Here is a 19651-nt window from a genome sequence, read left to right on the forward strand (position 1 = left end):
TTAATTAACCTTTGTTTAAAGGGGGTTGAAACATTGATTTATAAAATTGCTATATATTCTTTTTTAAACCCCATTCAGTCCAAGAGCCATCATAAACAGAGCAATTGTCACTTTCAATCAAAGCATACGCTAAAACGATTATGCAAGCGGTAACCCCAGATCCACAATAAACTATAATTGGCTTAGAGCTTGGTTTTAGAATGGCTTTAAGTTTTTCTGGTTGTAAAAAAGTGTAGTTGTTTAACACGCTTGTGTAGGGAATGTTTATCGCTTTTGGAATATGTCCGCTTTGTAAACCAACTCTAGTTTCTTTAACAGTACCATTAAAGCGATTTTCAATACGGGCGTCAACTACAAGATATTTTTGGTCAATAATGTTTCTTTCAACTTGATGTTTGGTTTTTACCAGTTCTTGTTGAAAATCAACTTTAAAATTACCAAGATTATATATTTCATTCTCTGGAATGGCCTCTACAGTATAATTGTGTTTAATCCATTGTGGTAAACCGCCATCAAGCACTGCTACATTGTTAAATCCCATAACTTTAAATAACCACCAAACTCTTGGGCTCGAGTATATTCCTAAATTGTCATATACTACCAGAATACTGTTTTTTGAGATACCAAGTTTTGTGGCCTCTTGTTCAAATTGACTCGGACTCGGTAGGGAATTGGGTAACGGATTATTTATATTACTAAACGCAGTTTTTAAATCAAAAAATCGAGCTTTTGGGATTCTGAGATTTTCAAAATTAGACAGTGCTTTAGCCTGATTTTCTTTAAGACTAGCGTCTAATATTATCAGATTTGGTAAATCAAGATTATTGTATAGCCAATCTACCGATACTATTGTTGAGGTCATGTTTTTTATTTTGACAAAGAAATAAAACTTCTTGGTTTTTAAGATAAAAAAAAGTCCAAAAACGTATAGTTTTTGGACTTTCTTGGGGTAAGTAAGGAACTAAAAATTAAATATCATCAAAATCTATATCTGTAAATGTTGATGTTTGTGGTAAGCTATCGTCGTCTTGTTTCTCTAATGTATATTCTTTTTTGAAATCTTTTTGGTGTCTTTCAGAGATTACTTCTTCACCTTTGTGATTTAATACATAAGAAGTCATTTCGTCAAGAATTTCTGCAAAAGCAGCAAAATCCTCTTTATACAAGTAGATTTTATGTTTTTTAAAGTGAAACGATCCGTCTTCTTCTGTAAATTTTTTACTCTCGGTAATGGTAATGTAGTAATCATCAGCCTTAGTAGCGCGCACATCAAAGAAATAAGTTCTTCTTCCAGCTCTTAAAACTTTAGAAAATATTTCTTCTTTTTCTAACATGTCATGTTCTCTCATATTCCTTTCAGTCAATTTATGGTTGTTAACTAGCATTCAAAAATCTACAAAAAATATGTATTATACAACAATTAAAGCATTTCTTTTTCTGAAAGTTGTTTCAAGTGTAAGTCGGCATAATACCCGTTTTGATTTATCAATTGATTATGAGAACCTTGTTGGATAATTTGTCCGTTGTCTATAATAATTATGTTATCGGCATTTTTTGCTGATGAAATTCTATGGCTAACAATAATTGTTGTTTTGTCTTTACAAATAGCATTTAGATTGTTTAAGATGGCCTCTTCGGTTTCGGTATCCACAGCAGAAAGGCAATCATCAAACAATAAAATAGGCGAGTTTTTTATGATAGCTCTTGCAATAGAAACACGTTGTTTTTGACCTCCAGAAAGTGTGATACCGCGTTCTCCTAGTACGGTTTCATATTGTTTGTTGAATCCCATAATATTGTCATGAACAACGGCACTTTTGGCGGCAGCCTGTACTTCTTGATCCGTTGCGTTTTCTTTACCAAACTTGATGTTGTTTTTAATACTGTCCGAGAATAAAAAAGCATCTTGAGGAACAATACCGATGTTGTTACGAAGGTCAAAAAGATTTAGAGTACTAATTTCAGCTGAATCAATTGTGACTTGACCACTTGATACATCATACATACGAGAAATTAATGATAAAATAGTTGATTTACCAGATCCCGTTTTGCCTAAAATGGCCAATGTTTCTCCTTTTTTAACGGTAAATGAAATGTCTTTTAAGGCTTGAATATTGGTGTCTTCATAGGTGTAACTCACGTTATGAAATGCAATACTGCCTTCAATAACAGATTTGTTAGGATTGTTGTTTTTAATCTCGGGTTTTATTTTAAGAAATTCATTAAGTCTCTTTTGAGATGCTTCCGCTTCTTGAACCATAGATGAAACCCAACCCAGTGAGGCAACTGGCCAAGTTAACATATTAACGTACAAGATGAATTCAGCAATAGTACCGATATGTTTTATTGTGCCGTTGATGTACATGAGACCACCAAAATAAATTACAACTAAGTTACTTATGCCAATTAAAGCCATCATTAAAGGACCAAATAAGGATTGTACTTTGGCTAGGTTTAAGCTTTTGCTTTTACTTTCCTCGGCCAGGTTTACCATATTTTGTTGGTGTTGCTGTTCAAGAGAGTAGGCTTTTATAACTCTAATTCCAGAGAAAATCTCTTGGGAGAAACTAGAAATTTTTGATAAATACTGTTGGAAAATGGTACTTCTAGAATTTATTTCAGAGCTCAATTTAAAGATGGCGTAAGATAGAATAGGAAGCGGTAATAAGGTGTACAAAGTTAATATAGGAGAGACGTTGTACATGTATACAATTACTATTGCAAACCTAATTATTGTGTTTATGGTATACATCACAGCGGGTCCTACATACATGCGCACTTTAGAAACGTCCTCGCTAATGCGGTTCATTAAATCTCCCGTTCGGTTTTGTTTGTAAAAATTTTGAGTTAAGTTTTCATATTGTCTAAATACTTCATTTTTTAAATCAAATTCAATATGTCTAGACATCACAATAAGCGTCTGTCGCATCAAGAAGGTTAAAAAACCGGCTATAATTGTAGTTGCAATAATCAGTAATATATTAGATATCAATTCGTCTTTAATAACGGATTTAGCAACTGATGTATCTTTGGCGAAAGCCTCAATTACCATAAAAGATTGACTGATCAACTTAGGGGTAAATAGCATGAAAATTTGCGCAATGATGGTGAACACAATTCCAAGTAAAAAGCTGTATTTGTATTTAACGAAATATTTATTTAAATAACGTAATTCTTTCATTTTTAGTAAGGTATTCTGTGTTTTGTAACTTTTTTATAATGTTTTGCTAACTTTTTACAAGATTATATTGCTGAATATCAAGTGAAAGTTATTGATAAATTAATGATTTTTTCCAGAAATGCTATTGCATATTTAAATTTTATGTAGATTTGGCTAGTCTTTTTGACAAATTCATAAATGTCTCACTATTAAAACTTACACAATGAAAGCAGATTTTACAACTGGAAAAGAACTTCAAAAAATGGATCCTGTTTTTGGTCAATTATCATTTGATGATCACGAGCAAATTGTATTTTGTAATGACAAAGATACGGGTTTAAAAGCAATTATTGGTATTCATAATTCGGTAATGGGACCCGCATTAGGTGGTACAAGGATGTTTAATTATGCTAATGAGTGGGAAGCACTAAATGATGTTTTGCGTCTTTCACGCGGTATGACCTTTAAAGCAGCTATAACAGGCCTAAATATAGGTGGTGGTAAAGCGGTTATTATAGGTGATGCTAAGACTCAAAAAAATCCTGCATTAATGCGTAAATTTGGAGAGTTTGTACATTCATTAAGTGGGCGTTACATTACTGCAGAAGATGTGGGAATGGAAACTGCAGATATGGATATTGTAAGAGATGTAACTCCTTATGTCACTGGGATTTCTGAATCTAGAGGTGGTGCTGGAAATCCATCTCCAGTTACGGCTTACGGGGTGTATTTAGGAATGAAAGCGGCTGCTAAACAACAATTTGGTACCGATGTATTAAGTGGTAAGAAAGTATTAGTACAGGGTATAGGACACGTAGGCGAAACATTGGTTGACTATTTAACCAAAGAAGGAGCCATTGTTACTATTGCTGATATAAATGAAGAAAAACTTGCTGAAGTAGGAGCAAAGTATAACGCCGAAATTTATAGAGGTGAAGATCTGTACACTGCTGATGTAGATATTTACGCACCATGTGCTATGGGCGCTACATTAAATGACGTAACAATTTCTAAATTGAAAGCAAAAGTTGTTGCTGGTGCAGCAAACAATCAACTAGCTGATGAGAATATTCATGGGGCTTTGTTACAAGAAAAAGGAATTTTATATGCTCCTGATTTCTTGATTAATGCGGGTGGAATTATTAATGTATATGCAGAGTTAGCACATTATGACAAGGCTGAAATCATGCGTAAAACCGAAAATATTTATAACACTACGTTAGAAATATTTGATTATGCTATTGCAAATGGATGTACCACACACAAGGCGGCACTTACTATTGCACAAAATAGAATTGATCAAAGAAAATTAGAGAACAGTAAAAAATAGTTTTCATACTCAGCTGCCAGTATTTAGTGATGTATTATTTGATATCACTAAATACTGATTGCTGAATACTTCAAAATAAGCAATCATATATTTTATTTTAAAAAATGAAATTCTTATTTTTGCACCCTAATAAATTTAAAGTTCTTACAAGGTGGTAAATAGAAGACACATACGCGTAAAGGTCATGCAATCCATTTATGCAATGCATCAAAGCGGTTCAGATAGTTTGGAAAAAGAGGAAAAATTCCTTTATTACAGTATAGATAGTATCCAAGATTTGTACCTTATAATGCTATCTTCATTGATTGAAATTTGTAAGACTGAAACTGTTTATTTGCATAAATCAAGCTTAAAACATTTAGCTACCCCTGCAGAACGCAATCCAAATGAAAAATTTATTAAAAATGAAATTTTTCAAATCCTCTCTGATAATAATTCATTAAGCATAGCACTTGAGAATCGTAAAATTAACAATTGGTCATTAAATGATGATTATATTGTTTTGCTACTTAACGAAATTAAAGCTAGTAAGCTATATCTGGACTACATGCAAAGTGGTATAAACACATTTGAAGAAGATCGACAATTTATTGTGGACTTATTCATGCAAGTGATTGTTCCAAATGAAAAACTGTATGATTACCTTGAAGATGATAAATTAACATGGGTTGATGATATTCCGCTGGTTAACACGCATATCATTAAGCAGTTAAAAGCAATCAAAGATGGTGAAGATGACAATTTTAGAGTTCCAAAATTGTATAAGGATAATGAGGATAGAGATTATGTAAAAGAGTTATTTCGTAAAACAGTTTTAAACGAAAAAGAACTAGCCAAAGAGTATTTGGATAAGACACCTAATTGGGATAGTGAAAGAATAGCAGAAATTGACACGATAATCTTGAAAATGGCAATTTGTGAGTTTCTAAAATTCCCATCTATACCGGTAAAAGTGACTCTGAATGAATATCTTGAAATTGCCAAAGAATATTCTACACCTAAAAGTAGTATATTTATCAATGGTATTCTAGATAACCTAGTAAAAGAATTAAATACAAATAAAAGAATTATCAAAGCCGGTCGCGGTTTGATGTAATAAAAATATAAAAAAAACATGGAACAATTACAGCAGTTTGCCCCTTTTATTTTAATGTTTGTAGTAATCTATTTCTTTATGATTAGACCACAACAGAAAAAAGCAAAACAAGAAAAAGAATTTGAAAGTGCATTGAAAGTAGGCGATAAAATCATTACCAAAAGCGGATTGCACGGAAAAGTAGCTGAACTAGCAGAAACTACAGTGGTAATTGAGACTATGTCAGGTAAATTAAAAATGGAGCGTTCTGCCATTTCAATGGAAATGAGCGCAGCTCTAGTTAAAAAATAAGATGCCAAACGGTAACTAAAAAAGTCCCAAATTACATTGTATTTTGGGACTTTTTGTATTTAAAAAATATTTTTATTTTTTACTCTTCTTGTTCTTTTTAGCTTTTTTTGATTTAGCTTTAGCTTTTTTCGCTTTTAGTTTTGCTTTTACTTTAGCTTTTTTTGCTTTATCTTTTTTAGTTTTCTTTGCTTTTTTAGCTTTAGCTTTAGCTTTCTCTTTGGCATTCGCCTTTGCTACTTTTTTCTTTTCTTTATCTTTCATTTTTACTTTGTTTTTATTCTTTTCTTTTTTGTCTTTCTTTTCTTTTTTGTCTACCACATTGGTCATATCTTCTTCTTCTGTAATGGCCGGTGCAATTTCATCTTCTGTTTGTTCAACAGGAATGTCTGTAGTTTCAATTTCGGGAGTTACATTCTCTGACGTTATTTCTAAATCTGGAGAAGGTGTTGGTTTTTTTGCTGCAGGTGTGCGTCTTGCTCTTACGGGTTTGATAGGCTCTGGTGTAGGAGTAGATTCTGGTGTGAGGTTTGTTTCCTCTTCGTGTGATGTCATAAAGTAAGTAGTTAATTATTGTTTATTGTAAATTATATTCTAATATTAATAAATTGTTATTTTTATGTTAGCAAATGTAATGATTTTATTCATTGCCCAATGTTAAGCTTTTGTTTTAGGTGTTTTTTTTTACAAGGATGTATTTCTAGAGCAGAATACTGTTATTGATTTGTATTCAAAAAAAAAGTCTCCTATCAGAGATGGAGACTTTTGAATTAAGAAATAAATGTTTCTTTATAGTTTTGTTGTCAATTCAGCTATTTTGACAATTACGTCAACAGCTTTTTGCATACTTTCTACCGGTACGTATTCATATTTTCCATGAAAATTATGACCACCAGCAAAAATATTAGGGCATGGAAGTCCTTTGTATGAAAGTTGTGATCCATCAGTTCCACCGCGTATAGGTTTGATTAATGGTTTTATGTTTAATTCTCTCATTGCTTGCTCAGCAATATCAACAATGTATTTTACGGGCAATACTTTTTCTTTCATATTGTAATACTGATCTTTTATTTCAGTAATTACAATGTCCTCACCAAATTGCTTAGCGTACTTTTTATTGATTTTTACCGTGATTTTTTCAATGAGTTCTTTTCTTTTCTCAAATTTTTTCTTGTTATGGTCTCTGATTATCAATTCTAAAACTGTTTCTTCGATATTTCCAGAAAGGTGGTGAACATGAAAAAAACCTTCGTAGCCTTTTGTTTGCTCAGGTGTTTCGTCTGATGGTAATTGATTGATAAAATCATTGGCAATTAGCATGGAGTTGATCATTTTACCTTTGGCATATCCAGGATGAACACTTTTTCCCTTGAAAGTTATTTTAGCTCCAGCCGCATTAAAATTCTCATATTCGAGTTCTCCTACTTGGCTTCCGTCCATAGTGTATGCCCATGCTGCTCCAAATTTTTCAACGTCAAAATGGTGAGCGCCACGACCTATTTCTTCATCTGGTGTGAAACCAACTCTAATTTTCCCGTGTTTGATTTCAGGATTGTTGATTAAGAATTCCATTGCCGTTACAATTTCAGTGATTCCGGCTTTGTCATCTGCTCCTAATAATGTAGTTCCATCTGTTGTTATTAAGGTTTGTCCTTTATATTGTAACAAATCTTTAAAATAATCTGGGGATAAAACGATGTTTTTTTCAGCATTTAGTATAATGTCTTTACCATCATAATTGGAAACTATTTGCGGTTTTATATTTGCACCACAAAAATCAGGTGAGGTATCAAAGTGTGATATAAAGCCTATTGTAGGGACTTCATAATCTACATTGCTAGGTAACGTAGCCATGATATATGCTTTGTCATCAATAGTTACATCTTGCATTCCAATATTTTTTAACTCTTCAACCAGTTTGTTGGCTAAGTCCCATTGTTTTGCAGTGCTTGGCGTGGTTGGTGAGTTAGCATCAGATTCTGTGTCAATTATAACATAACTGATGAAGCGGTCAATGATATGTTGCATGGTTTAATTTGTTTTATGCAAATATAATTTTTTCCACATGGATTCTGATTTTCATTAAGAACATTTTTTGATTTTTTATTAGATTTTTATGGCTCAAATAATTTAATTTTTTCACGAAAAAAAAACCACTCGAAAGTGGTTTTAAATTTAATCTCTTGCTTTACTTAATTTTTTTTCAGCTTTTACAACATCCTCTTTTAAATTATTGATTTTGATTTGTTGCTTGCTAATTTTAATGTTCTCTTTTTCTATTTGAGTAGGATCTAGCTTTCCTTTGTCTTTTTTCTTTTCGAATTTTTCCATGTTGTCTAGCAAGTTTTTCTCGGTAGTAGCAAGCTTTTCTTTGCTTTTTTGAACTGACTTTTCAGCGGCAAGTATTTTACTTTGTTTTAAAGAAAATTCTCGGGATTCTTTATCTGCTCTATGTTTTTCTTTTTCTGTTTCTAATGCTTGGTTAAGTGCTTTTTTATCATTTCTCAGTTTTTCTTTGAGCATTTTTTCATCGGCTTTCAAAGCTTTATTTACTGCTTCAGTAGCTTTTTTTATACTGTCATTTTTAGTGGCTTCTACAGAGGATTTAGTGTTTGGTAATTGCGTGTCTTTTTTTACATCTTGAGCAAAGAATACTTGAACAGTGCAAAGCAATATTGCTGTTGTTATTATTTTTATTTTCATAGATTTTAATTTAAATTATTATTCATCCATTTGTTAGAGATATTTTTCAATTTGCTAAAATTATGCCATTTTGAGCAAAAAACAAGTTGAATGAGTCTAAAAATTTATAAACAAAGCTTTTGTTTTGTGTTCTAGTACTGTAAAAAGTTTGTCTTTTAGTCTTTTCAAGACTTCTGTTTTGTTTTGCATTTATAACTATTCACGTATCATTTTATATTTTTTTTTCTAAAAATTTATTTATCGATGAGATAGTTCTATTTTTGCATCACACAACTACACAATCATGTATAAATTACTTTTACGTCCTATTCTTTTTTGGTTTGATCCAGAAGAGGTTCATTATTTTACTTTTTCTTGCATTAGATTTTTATCTAAATTACCAGGTTTTCCTTCTTTGTTTAGATCACTTTATCTAGTAGATAATCCAAAATTAGAAACTGAAGTTTTTGGATTAAAATTTAAAAATCCCGTGGGACTTGCTGCAGGGTTTGACAAGGATGCTAAGCTTTATAAAGAACTCTCTAATTTTGGTTTTGGATTTATCGAAATTGGAACACTAACTCCCAAGGGACAAGAAGGAAATCCTAAAAAAAGATTGTTCCGTTTAAAAGAAGACAGTGCTATTATCAATCGTATGGGTTTTAATAACGGAGGTGTTTATGATGCCGTTAATAGATTGAAAAGTAATGATAAGGTTTTAATTGGCGGAAATATTGGTAAAAATAAAATCACATCAAATGAAGATGCTGCCTTAGATTATGAATTATGTTTTGATGCTTTGTATGATTATGTAGATTATTTTGTTGTCAATGTAAGTTCACCTAATACGCCAAATTTAAGAGCGCTTCAGGATAAAGAACCGTTAACACTGTTGTTACAGACCTTGCAAACCAAGAATTTGGCTCAGCCAAAACAAAAACCAATTTTGCTTAAAATTGCTCCGGATTTAACTGATGATCAATTGCTTGACATTATAGATATTATAAGTGTAACTGGTATTGCAGGAGTAATAGCAACAAATACCACTATTTCTCGCGAAGGTTTACAATCTGAGAATCGTGATGAAATGGGTGGGCTTTCAGGGAAACCACTTTCAAAACGCTCTACAGAAGTGATTCGTTTCCTTTCAGAAAAAAGTAATAAAGCTTTTCCAATAATAGGAGTAGGGGGTATTCACTCCGCTGCCGATGCTCTTGAAAAACTAGATGCTGGAGCCAGTTTGATTCAGCTATACACTGGTTTTATATATGAAGGTCCAGCACTTGTTGTTGCAATTAATAGAGCCTTGCTAAAACGAAAGTCAAAATCTTAAATAAAATAAATGTCCATAAACGAAGCTTTTTTTTTGTAATTGTAATTTAAGAAAAATGGAATTGATTACTGCTAATTTTCGGAATTTTCAAATTTTGTATTAAACAGAAAAAACGATTTCGTAAAAACAATTACTTTAGTATCTTTGACTTCATATGGAGCCAATAAAAATTATAGAATGCCCACGTGATGCCATGCAAGGCATAAAACCATTTATTCCCACAGCCAGAAAGGTAGCTTACATTCAATCTTTATTAAGAGTGGGGTTTGACAGTATTGATTTTGGAAGCTTTGTTTCTCCAAAAGCAATTCCACAAATGCAGGATACAGCCCAAGTATTAGAACAACTTGATTTGTCACAAACAAAAAGTAAATTACTGGCAATAATTGCCAATACTCAGGGAGCGTCTCAGGCTGCGACTCATGACGCAATTCAATATTTAGGTTTTCCTTTTTCTATTTCTGAAAATTTTCAGATGCGAAATACGCATAAAACCATAGCCGAATCTCTAGTAACACTGCAAGAAATCTTAGAAATTGCTGATAAATCAAAAAAAGAGGTTGTTGCTTATTTGTCAATGGGTTTTGGGAATCCATACGGCGATCCATGGGATGTAAATATTGTGGGCGAATGGACTCAAAAATTAGCTACTATGGGTGTTAAAATTTTATCACTTTCGGATACCGTTGGCAGTTCAACCCCAGATGTGATTTCGTATTTGTTTTCAAATTTAATACCACAATATCCTACTATTGAGTTTGGAGCTCATTTGCATACTACTCCTGATAAATGGTTTGAAAAAATTGATGCTGCATACCTAGCGGGTTGCAGGCGTTTTGATGGCGCTATACAAGGTTTTGGTGGCTGTCCTATGGCTACAGATAATCTTACTGGAAACATGCCAACAGAAAAGTTACTTTCTTATTTCACTGCCAAAAAAGAATATGCAGGCATGAGTCCCATGAGTTTTGAAAGTGCATACAATGAGGCTTCTAAATTATTTGGCGAGTTTCATTAATAAGTGCATTAGCGTTTTTGCAACGAATTGCCATACTAGATTTAATTTATTTTCGTTTTTTAACAAAAAGTATGTATTTTTATAGCAACCTAATTTTTGAAGTACATGAAAAAAGCCATCTTTAAATCTCTATATTCTTGCATTGCTCTTGTTTTGCTTTTTTCATCCTGTGCCAGTGATGTTGATTTTGATCAAGTTAATGATATAAAATTAGAGCCAGTTTTTATAGCAAATCTAGCGTATTTTGAAGTCCCTGCTCCTGATTTTGTAACTAATGGCCAAGAACAAAATTTTGTTTTTGATATTCCAGCGGTAGATGTTTTTTCGGATAAGTTTTTTAAAGATAATTTAAGAAAGGCTTCCATTTTTACTGAAATGGAAAACACAATCAACAGAGCTTATCAAGTAGAGCTTTTGTTTTTAGACAATAATAATGCTACTGTTTATACTGCTGATTTTAATGTACCTGCTTATTCAGGAACGGCAAATAAAGTGAGTAGAACGGATGTATTTGAAAATGTACAACTTGATTTATTAAAAAGAACTACTAAAATAGCTTTCATTTTACGCATGTTACCAGGTCAACCTTTGACTGAGACAAGTACAGGGAAACTTATATTGCGTTCAGGTGTAACCGCTTATCTTGTTGTAGAATGAAAAAAAGACTTTACCTTTTAATAATCCTTTTTGCTTTTTGTGGTTTTGCTCAAAACAAGCAAGTTTTATATAATTTTACAGCTGTTCCTCAATCTATGATGACAAATCCCGGTGCGGATTTTAAATATAATTGGTATGCAGGAATACCGTTACTATCTGGAATTTCAGCTAATGTAGGTTCAAGTGGTTTTGCTGCTTACGACCTTTTTGCTAATGATGGCATAGATTTTAACACCAAGTTGCGTAATGTGGTGATGACTACTAACAGAAATGATAAATTGGCAGTTAACCAACAAATGGAAATTTTTAGTGGTGGATTTAAAATCCCGGGTGCTGACCGTGATGCTTCAAATACGTATGTTTCCTTTGGGATATACCAGGAGTTTGATATGATGAATTTTATGCCTAAGGACTTAGCTATTCTAGCTTTGGAAGGCAATGGTAATTATTTAGGTAAAATATTCGATTTAGGAGATTTGAATACAAAAGCTGAACTTTTATCTGTTTGGCACATTGGGGCACATAAAAATATTACCAAAAATTTTATTGTGGGTGCTCGAGCTAAAATATATTCTAGTATTTTCAATGCAAATTCTACAAAGAACTCGGGTTATATTTATACAGGCCCATCAAATTTGGGGGTTTATGATCAAAGTATCTATGCTAATATGCAACTAAATACTTCTGGATTGGCAAAGTATGATGATGAAAATAATGATTCAGATGTGGTTAAAGACATCACAAAAGGTGTAATGTTAGGCGGAAATTTAGGCTTTGGCTTTGATGCGGGTTTCACTTATTATCCCACACAAAACATTCAAATAACAGGAAGCATTCTGGATGTAGGATTTATAAACCATACTAAGGATGTAGAAAATTACACCTTAAAAGGAAGGTACAACTATAGAGGAGTTGTTCCTAGCTTTAGTTCAGGAGCTTCAGCCGAAAATATTTACAAAGAATTTCAAGACGCTATTCCACTAGACACGATAAATACAAAATTCACAACTTGGCGCCCTATCAAGTTGAATACTTCCTTTCAATATTCGTTTGACGAGGATAGCGAAGAAGATTGTAACTGCGATGGTAATGGTAGTGATGTAGTGTATAAAAGTGCCGTAGGAGCACAATTATTTGTCATGTCAACACCTAGAATGCCTATGGCAGCTTTTACCACTTATTTTTCAAGAAAAATTTTGAAAGGATTGCAAGCAAAGGCTACCTATACTATCGATTCTTTTTCAAGTAGAAACATTGGTTTAGGCTTGTTTACTACGGCTGGCCCCGTAAACTTTTATCTTATAGCTGATAATCTATTGGAATACAGAGATGTTACAAAAGCAAATAGTTTGTCTTTTCAACTAGGACTTAATGTAATTGTGAAATAATTATTTCCAATTTATAAGTGCAATTTGCAATGTTTAGTTGATTCTTATTAGTCATTTATCAGATTAGATAATGTGTTTAATAGTTATATTAAAATCAATAGTTGTAGATTTATTTGTGACCAAATCTGTATTTATGAGGTTCTTGTTTATTGATTTATAAATAATCTGTTCTTTTTTTGCGAAAAAAAATGTATATTTGCACGCAATTAAACACCAACTACAATTGCAATGATCGCACACAACTCTAAGATTATCGGTGAAGGATTGACTTACGATGATGTTCTATTAGTTCCAAACTATTCTAACGTTCTTCCACGCGAAGTAAGTATTCAATCAAAATTTTCTAAAAATATTACGCTTAATGTACCAATTGTATCTGCTGCTATGGATACAGTAACTGAAAGTGCTATGGCAATAGCTATGGCTCAAGAAGGTGGAATTGGTGTTTTACATAAGAACATGACTATTGAGCAACAAGCTGCAAAAGTTAGAAAAGTAAAGCGTGCGGAGTCGGGTATGATTATCGATCCGGTAACTTTACCATTAAGTTCTACTGTTGCAGATGCTAAAAATGCCATGAAAGAATTTGGTATTGGTGGTATTCCAATTGTTGATGAAAATAAAACATTAAAAGGGATTGTTACCAATAGAGATTTACGTTTTGAAAAAAACGGTTCTCGACCAATTGTTGAGGTAATGACTAGCGAAAATCTAGTTACTGTTGCCGAAGGAACTTCATTAGAACAAGCCGAAGTAGTTTTACAAGGATATAAAATTGAAAAATTACCTGTTGTAAATGCAGATTATAAATTGGTAGGTTTAATCACTTTTAGAGACATTACCAAATTAACTCAAAAACCTATCGCCAACAAAGATGTATACGGACGTTTGCGTGTTGCTGCAGCTATAGGAGTAACCGGTGATGCAGTTTTAAGAGCAGAAGCACTTGTAAATGCAGGTGTAGATGCCATTATTATTGATACCGCTCACGGACATACACAAGGTGTAGTAAATACTTTAAAAGAAGTAAAATCAAAATTCCCGCAGATTGACGTAATTGTTGGTAATATTGCTACTGCCGAAGCTGCACGTTATTTAGTCGAAAATGGTGCTGATGGTGTAAAAGTAGGAATTGGACCTGGTTCAATTTGTACCACTCGTATCGTTGCCGGAGTTGGTTTTCCTCAATTTTCTGCTGTGCTTGAGGTAGCTGCTGCTATCAAAGGAACAGGAGTTCCAGTTATTGCTGATGGAGGAATTCGTTATACTGGTGATATTCCAAAAGCGATTGCTGCTGGTGCTGATTGTGTGATGCTAGGATCTTTATTAGCAGGTACAAAGGAGTCTCCAGGAGAAACAATTATCTTTGAAGGCCGTAAATTCAAATCCTACCGCGGTATGGGTTCTGTTGAAGCCATGCAAGAAGGATCAAAAGACAGATACTTTCAAGATGTAGAAGATGATGTTAAAAAATTAGTTCCTGAAGGAATCGTTGGTCGTGTACCTTACAAAGGAGAATTGAACGAAAGTATGCAACAATTCATTGGTGGTCTTCGTGCCGGAATGGGATATTGTGGTTCAAAAGACATTCCTACTTTGCAAGAAACTGGTCGTTTTGTTCGCATTACTGCTAGTGGTATCAATGAAAGTCATCCACATAACGTGACCATTACAAAAGAAGCTCCGAATTACTCTCGTTAGTTTTTTCAGTTTCTCATTCCGTTGGAATCTAAATAATTTAAACCATTAAGAAAGTTAAGGGAATTAAGGATTTAAAAAACTTAATGTGTCTTAATTTACTTAATGGTTTTTTTATTGAAGTTAAACTAAGCTCTTAAAAGGGCGGCTACTTTTTCTTCTCGCCTGCAATCCTTAAGGTGTATCTTTGAAAGATGTAAATTCAATTTGTTATTCTCCCGGAATCTTAATAATTTAAACCATTAAGAAAGTTAAGGAATTCAAGGATAAAAAAACTTAATGTATTTTAATTTACTTAATGGTTTTTTTATTGAAGTTAAACTAAGCTCTCAAAAAGGCGGCTACTTTTTCTTCTCGCCTGCAATCCTTAAGGTGTATCTTTGAAAGATGTAAATTCAATTTGTTATTCTCCCGGAATCTTAATAATTTAAACCATTAAGAAAGTTAAGGAATTCAAGGATAAAAAAACTTAATGTATTTTAATTTACTTAATGGTTTTTTTATTGAAGTTAAACTAAGCTCTCAAAAAGGCGGCGATTTTTTTCTTCTCGCCGGCAATCCATAAAATATCACTTTCCTCTAATATGAGATGAGATTCCGGATTTAACATACGTTTTCCATTGCGTTCAATACCAACAATAATCCCATGTGTGTTTTCTCGAATTTGCGATTCTCGAATACTTTTGCCTATACAAACTCGGTTTTTTAATTCCAATTTTTGAAGGATAATGTCAGTCTCAACCACTTTTTCGGCAACATCAATTTCATTTTTATCCAAGTAAATTTTGAATTCCTTTACCTGTTTGTCTGTTCCTATTACACTTATTTCATCACCAGGAAATAATCTTTCGGTTCGCAATGGAATGTTTATAACTACTTCTCCTCTTTTAATTGAGGCGATGTTGATTTCAAACTGTTCTCTAATTTTTAATTCTTCAAGAGTTTTTCCAGCTAAATTAGATTCTTTGGCAATTTCAAACTCTGTCATGTGACCATCCCAAGGAGAGAGCGTATTTTGACGTTTGTTTTCTTTTTTAATTTCTCGATCATTGTAATTAGTCATAAAATGATCTTCAATTTTATGATAAACGGCATGTAATTTTTTTGGGAATAAGATATAAGCACCTATGGCAATTAAAAACGCAATTGCAGCAATCCCTGCAGAGAAAAAAGTATTTAAAATAAAACCCACATAAAATAGTGAAAGAGCAATTCTAAAAAGCACTAGCATGATAATTGGGCCATAATGCTTTTTTTGCTCCAATAAAATTTGAACCTGTTTGACCGCTACTCTTCTTAAAGATAGCGCCCACAAGAAGGGTGATAATATAATCAATGTGATAAGTGCCGCAATAGCATTTCCAAATTTTGAATCTTCTACTAACGGAAGAATAAAATTTGACGAAAGTAAAATAATAGCAACAATAATGATAGAGTGTAGTACTACTTGTGTGAGATAACTTCGCATTACAATTTGCCAATTGCTTAATGACTTTATTTCTTCGGTATTTGAGCTGTAGAGTTGAATTCTTTTTACCCATCGTTTAGGCAGTTTCTTTTCAACAAAAACCGAAAACGGTTCGGCAAACTTGACCATGAAAGGTGTGGTAAAAGTGGTAATGGCAGATACGGCGACTACAATAGGATATAAAAAATCACTAGTTACTTTTAAGGTGGTTCCCAATGTGGCAATAATAAATGAGAATTCTCCAATTTGAGACAAACTCATTCCGGATTGTATGGATTGTTTAAGCGGTTGTCCCGATAGCAAAGAACCTATGGTAGAACTGATGGATTGCCCAAAGATTACAATCAATGTTAAAACAGCGACAGGGAAAGCATATTCTAGCAGTGTATTCGGATCAATTAACATTCCAACGGATACAAAGAAAACAGCGCCAAATAAGTCTTTTACAGGTTTTACAAGATGTTCTATGTGTTCCGCTTGAGTGGTTTCGGCAATGATAGATCCCATAATAAAGGCGCCAAGAGCAGGTGAAAATCCAACGTTTGCTGCAAAAATCACCATTAGTAAACACAAGGCTAACGAAATGATCAACATCATTTCATCGGTTAATAAATGTTTGGCTTTTTTTAATAATGTTGGTATAAAAAAGATACCTACTACAAACCAGATGGTCAAAAAGAAAATCAGTTTTAAAACGGATTGCACCAATTCCATTCCAGAAAACTGCTGACTCACCGCAACTGTTGAGAGCAAAACCATCATTAAAATGGCAATAATATCTTGAACAATAAGAGAGCCAATTACGTTTCCAGCAAATTTTTGAGATTTTACGCCCAGTTCATCAAAGGTTTTTAAAATTATGGTCGTGGAAGAAATGGATAATATTACGCCAAGAAAAATACTGTTCATTTTACTCCATCCCAAAAATTGACCGGTAAAAAATCCCAGGGTTACTAATGTAATTATTTGTGTAAACGCAGTGATAGAAGCCGTACCGCCCACTTTTACCAATTTTTTAAAACTGAATTCGAGTCCTAAACTGAATAGCAAAAAAATAACGCCTATCTCGGCCCAAACTTTTACACTATTAACATCTTTTACTGTTGGGAAAAAATCAAATTCAGAACTGGCTAAAAATCCTGCAACCAAATACCCTAAAACCAAAGGCTGTTTCATAATTCGAAATAACAATACAGCTATAGCAGCAGTGATTAGGATTAAACCTAAATCAGTAATTAAATCGGGTAAATGAACTATTGAAGCGGATAAAAAGGGAAACATAAATTTTGAATTTTGACTAAAATAACAAAAAAATCTGCTTTTATCAAGTGACAAAAGCAGATTTTAGAAAAGTATAACAATATCGAGGTTTAGATTCCCAAGAAATTACTAGGTGTAATTTGCATTAATTCGGCTTTTATCGCTTCAGATACATCTAGTGTTGCAATAAAACCATGAATGGCATTTTTATCAATGGCTTCATTAGTTCTAGTCAATCCTTTCAAGGCTTCGTATGGATTTGGATATCCTTCACGACGTAAAATAGTCTGAATAGCCTCCGCTACAACAGCCCAGTTTTTCTCTAAATCTTCGTGAAATTTAGGTTCGTTCAAGAGTAATTTATTCAATCCTTTCAAAGTAGCTTCAAATCCTATGATGGTATGACCGATTGGTACGCCCACATTTCTTAAAACAGTACTATCTGTTAAATCACGTTGCAATCTTGACAGCGGTAATTTTGCCGAAAGGTGTTCAAAAATAGCATTGGCAATCCCTAAGTTCCCTTCTGAGTTTTCAAAATCAATTGGATTTACCTTGTGCGGCATGGCTGATGATCCAATTTCGCCTGCTTTTATTTTTTGCTTGAAATACTCCATAGAAACATACGTCCAAATGTCCCTATCCAAGTCAATAATGATTGTGTTTATTCTTTTTAACGCATCAAAAAACGCTGCAAAATGATCGTAATGTTCTATTTGTGTGGTTGGGAAGGAGTGGTGTAATCCTAAAATATCTTCGACAAATTTCCCTCCAAATTGTTTCCAATCAATTTGAGGGTAAGCTACATGGTGGGCATTGTAATTTCCAGTAGCACCGCCAAATTTAGCTGCAAAAGGGATATTGAATAACAAACGCATTTGCTCCTCTAGTCGTTCTACAAAAACTCCAATTTCTTTACCCAAACGAGTAGGTGAAGCAGGTTGTCCATGTGTGCGTGCCAACATAGGTACGTCTTTCCATTCTACGCTTAATTCTTTCAACTTTGCTGTCAAAGCGATTAACGAGGGCATGTATACTTTTTCAAAAGCTTCTTTAGTCGATAACGGAATCGCAGTATTATTAATGTCTTGGGAAGTTAACCCAAAATGAATGAACTCTTTGTATTGTGACAAACCTAGTTTTTCAAAAGCATCTTTGATAAAGTATTCTACCGCTTTTACATCGTGGTTGGTTACTTTTTCTGTTTCTTTAATCCAAAGGGCATCTTCTGTCGAAAAATTTTGGTAAATGTTGCGTAAACTTTCAAATAAATCCGAATTCACCCCAGCAAGTTGTGGCAAAGGCACTTCGCACAAAGCAATGAAATATTCAATTTCAACCAGTACGCGGTATTTGATTAAAGCTTCTTCAGAGAAAAATGGAGCTAAAGAAAGGGTTTTACTTCTATATCTTCCATCAATTGGAGAAATAGCATTCAATTCGTTTAAAGTAGTCATTGTTGTGTTATTTGTTGGAAAAGCACAAATATAAACCTTTAAAGGCAATTTATAAAAGGAATATTTTTTTAAATATCCCTCAAGAGTGTTGCTTTTAATTGTTCCATTCCCTTTGATGCCATTTCAGGAATCACTTGCAGCTGATTTCTCAAATTCGGAATCTTAATCGGTTTGGGGTCAATGTAAAATAATGGAGTTGTTACTTTGGTAAAATCAATCAAACCTGCCGCTGGATACACTTGTAAAGAGGTGCCTATCACGGCAAAATAATCAGCAGTTTCTGTAATCGAAACTGCTTCTTCAAGTGCAGGAACTTCTTCGCCAAACCATACAATGTGCGGGCGCAATTGATTTTGATTTTCATCAAAGTCGCCAAAATTCAAATCTTCGGTCCAGTTTAATATATAATCAGGGTTGCGCGTACTACGCACTTTCAACAATTCCCCGTGCAGGTGCAATACTTGCGTACTGCCAGCACGCTCGTGCAAATCATCTACATTTTGAGTGATGATATGCACATTAAATTCCGACTCCAGTTCTGCTAAAATATAATGAGCTGCGTTAGGAGTAACCTCTTTGAGCTGTCGGCGCCTTTGGTTGTAAAAATCAAGTACCAAAGCCGGATTTTTATGCCAACCTTCGGGCGTGGCCACATCTTGAACGTTATGCCCTTCCCAGAGTCCATCACTATCCCGAAACGTTTTAATACCACTTTCCGCACTAATTCCAGCGCCAGTCAAAAGTACTAATTTCTTTTTCATGTTCTAATTTTTTGGGCGTGTTCGCCGAGGCGACCGGGCTTTCTGCTCTATCTTT

17 protein-coding genes are annotated in these 19651 nt (G+C 33.5%); 8 read left to right on the forward strand and 9 right to left on the reverse strand.

What is annotated here, in order from left to right; all coding sequences use genetic code 11:
- Positions 1 to 49 precede the first annotated feature (49 nt).
- The 3 genes from LQ189_RS03915 to LQ189_RS03925 all read right to left on the reverse strand — a co-directional run bounded on the left by LQ189_RS03915 (position 50) and on the right by LQ189_RS03925 (position 3181).
- Positions 50 to 862 (reverse strand): sulfurtransferase, encoded by an 813-nt coding sequence (locus tag LQ189_RS03915; RefSeq protein ID WP_230154415.1) that lies wholly within the window; start codon positions 860 to 862, stop codon positions 50 to 52.
- 106 nt (positions 863 to 968) lie between these two features.
- Complete coding sequence (locus tag LQ189_RS03920) at positions 969 to 1349, reverse strand: PUR family DNA/RNA-binding protein (RefSeq protein ID WP_086454494.1); 381 nt, start codon at positions 1347 to 1349, stop codon at positions 969 to 971.
- Positions 1350 to 1420: 71 nt separating this feature from the next.
- A complete protein-coding gene (locus LQ189_RS03925; RefSeq protein WP_230154416.1) occupies positions 1421 to 3181 on the reverse strand; it encodes an ABC transporter ATP-binding protein in 1761 nt (586 codons plus the stop codon).
- Positions 3182 to 3383: 202 nt separating this feature from the next.
- Here LQ189_RS03925 and LQ189_RS03930 point away from each other — a divergent pair, with 202 nt between their 5' ends.
- The 3 genes from LQ189_RS03930 (at position 3384) to yajC (ending at position 5877) form a co-directional block, all read left to right on the forward strand.
- Positions 3384 to 4490 (forward strand): Glu/Leu/Phe/Val dehydrogenase, encoded by a 1107-nt coding sequence (locus LQ189_RS03930; protein ID WP_086454490.1) that lies wholly within the window; start codon positions 3384 to 3386, stop codon positions 4488 to 4490.
- Between the two features lie 184 nt (positions 4491 to 4674).
- Complete coding sequence (gene nusB / locus LQ189_RS03935; protein ID WP_230154417.1) at positions 4675 to 5586, forward strand: transcription antitermination factor NusB; 912 nt, start codon at positions 4675 to 4677, stop codon at positions 5584 to 5586.
- 18 nt (positions 5587 to 5604) lie between these two features.
- Positions 5605 to 5877 carry a preprotein translocase subunit YajC gene (gene yajC, locus LQ189_RS03940; protein ID WP_086454491.1) on the forward strand — a complete coding sequence of 91 codons (273 nt, stop codon included), beginning with the start codon at positions 5605 to 5607 and terminating at the stop codon, positions 5875 to 5877.
- Between the two features lie 72 nt (positions 5878 to 5949).
- Here yajC and LQ189_RS03945 read toward each other — a convergent pair whose 3' ends face one another.
- The 3 genes from LQ189_RS03945 to LQ189_RS03955 form a co-directional block, all read right to left on the reverse strand.
- Entirely contained in the window at positions 5950 to 6429 is a 480-nt protein-coding gene (locus LQ189_RS03945; RefSeq protein WP_140344625.1) for a hypothetical protein, read from the reverse strand.
- Between the two features lie 234 nt (positions 6430 to 6663).
- Positions 6664 to 7902 carry a peptidase T gene (gene pepT, locus LQ189_RS03950; protein WP_230154418.1) on the reverse strand — a complete coding sequence of 413 codons (1239 nt, stop codon included), beginning with the start codon at positions 7900 to 7902 and terminating at the stop codon, positions 6664 to 6666.
- Positions 7903 to 8049: 147 nt separating this feature from the next.
- Positions 8050 to 8577 (reverse strand): hypothetical protein, encoded by a 528-nt coding sequence (locus LQ189_RS03955; protein ID WP_230154419.1) that lies wholly within the window; start codon positions 8575 to 8577, stop codon positions 8050 to 8052.
- Between the two features lie 283 nt (positions 8578 to 8860).
- Between LQ189_RS03955 and LQ189_RS03960 the strand changes: the two genes are divergently transcribed.
- The 5 genes from LQ189_RS03960 (at position 8861) to guaB (ending at position 14653) form a co-directional block, all read left to right on the forward strand.
- Positions 8861 to 9889: a quinone-dependent dihydroorotate dehydrogenase gene (locus LQ189_RS03960; protein WP_230154420.1), complete on the forward strand. Its 1029-nt coding sequence runs from the start codon at positions 8861 to 8863 to the stop codon at positions 9887 to 9889.
- 154 nt (positions 9890 to 10043) lie between these two features.
- Positions 10044 to 10907, forward strand: a complete 864-nt coding sequence (locus LQ189_RS03965; protein ID WP_230154421.1) for a hydroxymethylglutaryl-CoA lyase — start codon at positions 10044 to 10046, stop codon at positions 10905 to 10907.
- Between the two features lie 105 nt (positions 10908 to 11012).
- Entirely contained in the window at positions 11013 to 11564 is a 552-nt protein-coding gene (locus LQ189_RS03970) for a hypothetical protein (RefSeq protein ID WP_086454327.1), read from the forward strand.
- On the forward strand, positions 11561 to 12952 hold the full coding sequence (locus tag LQ189_RS03975; protein ID WP_230154422.1) for a DUF5723 family protein: 1392 nt from the start codon (positions 11561 to 11563) through the stop codon (positions 12950 to 12952). Before LQ189_RS03970 ends, LQ189_RS03975 begins: the two co-directional genes overlap by 4 nt.
- Positions 12953 to 13180: 228 nt before the next feature.
- Entirely contained in the window at positions 13181 to 14653 is a 1473-nt protein-coding gene (gene guaB, locus LQ189_RS03980) for an IMP dehydrogenase (protein WP_086454329.1), read from the forward strand.
- A gap of 511 nt (positions 14654 to 15164) precedes the next feature.
- On the opposite strand, the gene LQ189_RS03985 is transcribed toward guaB, so the two are convergent.
- The 3 genes from LQ189_RS03985 to LQ189_RS03995 form a co-directional block, all read right to left on the reverse strand.
- Entirely contained in the window at positions 15165 to 17399 is a 2235-nt protein-coding gene (locus LQ189_RS03985; protein ID WP_230154423.1) for a cation:proton antiporter, read from the reverse strand.
- 89 nt (positions 17400 to 17488) lie between these two features.
- Entirely contained in the window at positions 17489 to 18835 is a 1347-nt protein-coding gene (gene purB, locus LQ189_RS03990) for an adenylosuccinate lyase (RefSeq protein WP_086454331.1), read from the reverse strand.
- Positions 18836 to 18903: 68 nt separating this feature from the next.
- Positions 18904 to 19596, reverse strand: coding sequence for an NAD-dependent deacylase (locus tag LQ189_RS03995; protein ID WP_230154424.1), 693 nt, complete (start codon positions 19594 to 19596; stop codon positions 18904 to 18906).
- Positions 19597 to 19651 lie beyond the last annotated feature (55 nt).

The sequence above is a fragment of the Flavobacterium sp. CECT 9288 genome (assembly GCF_918731615.1).
Taxonomy (GTDB): Bacteria; Bacteroidota; Bacteroidia; order Flavobacteriales; family Flavobacteriaceae; genus Flavobacterium.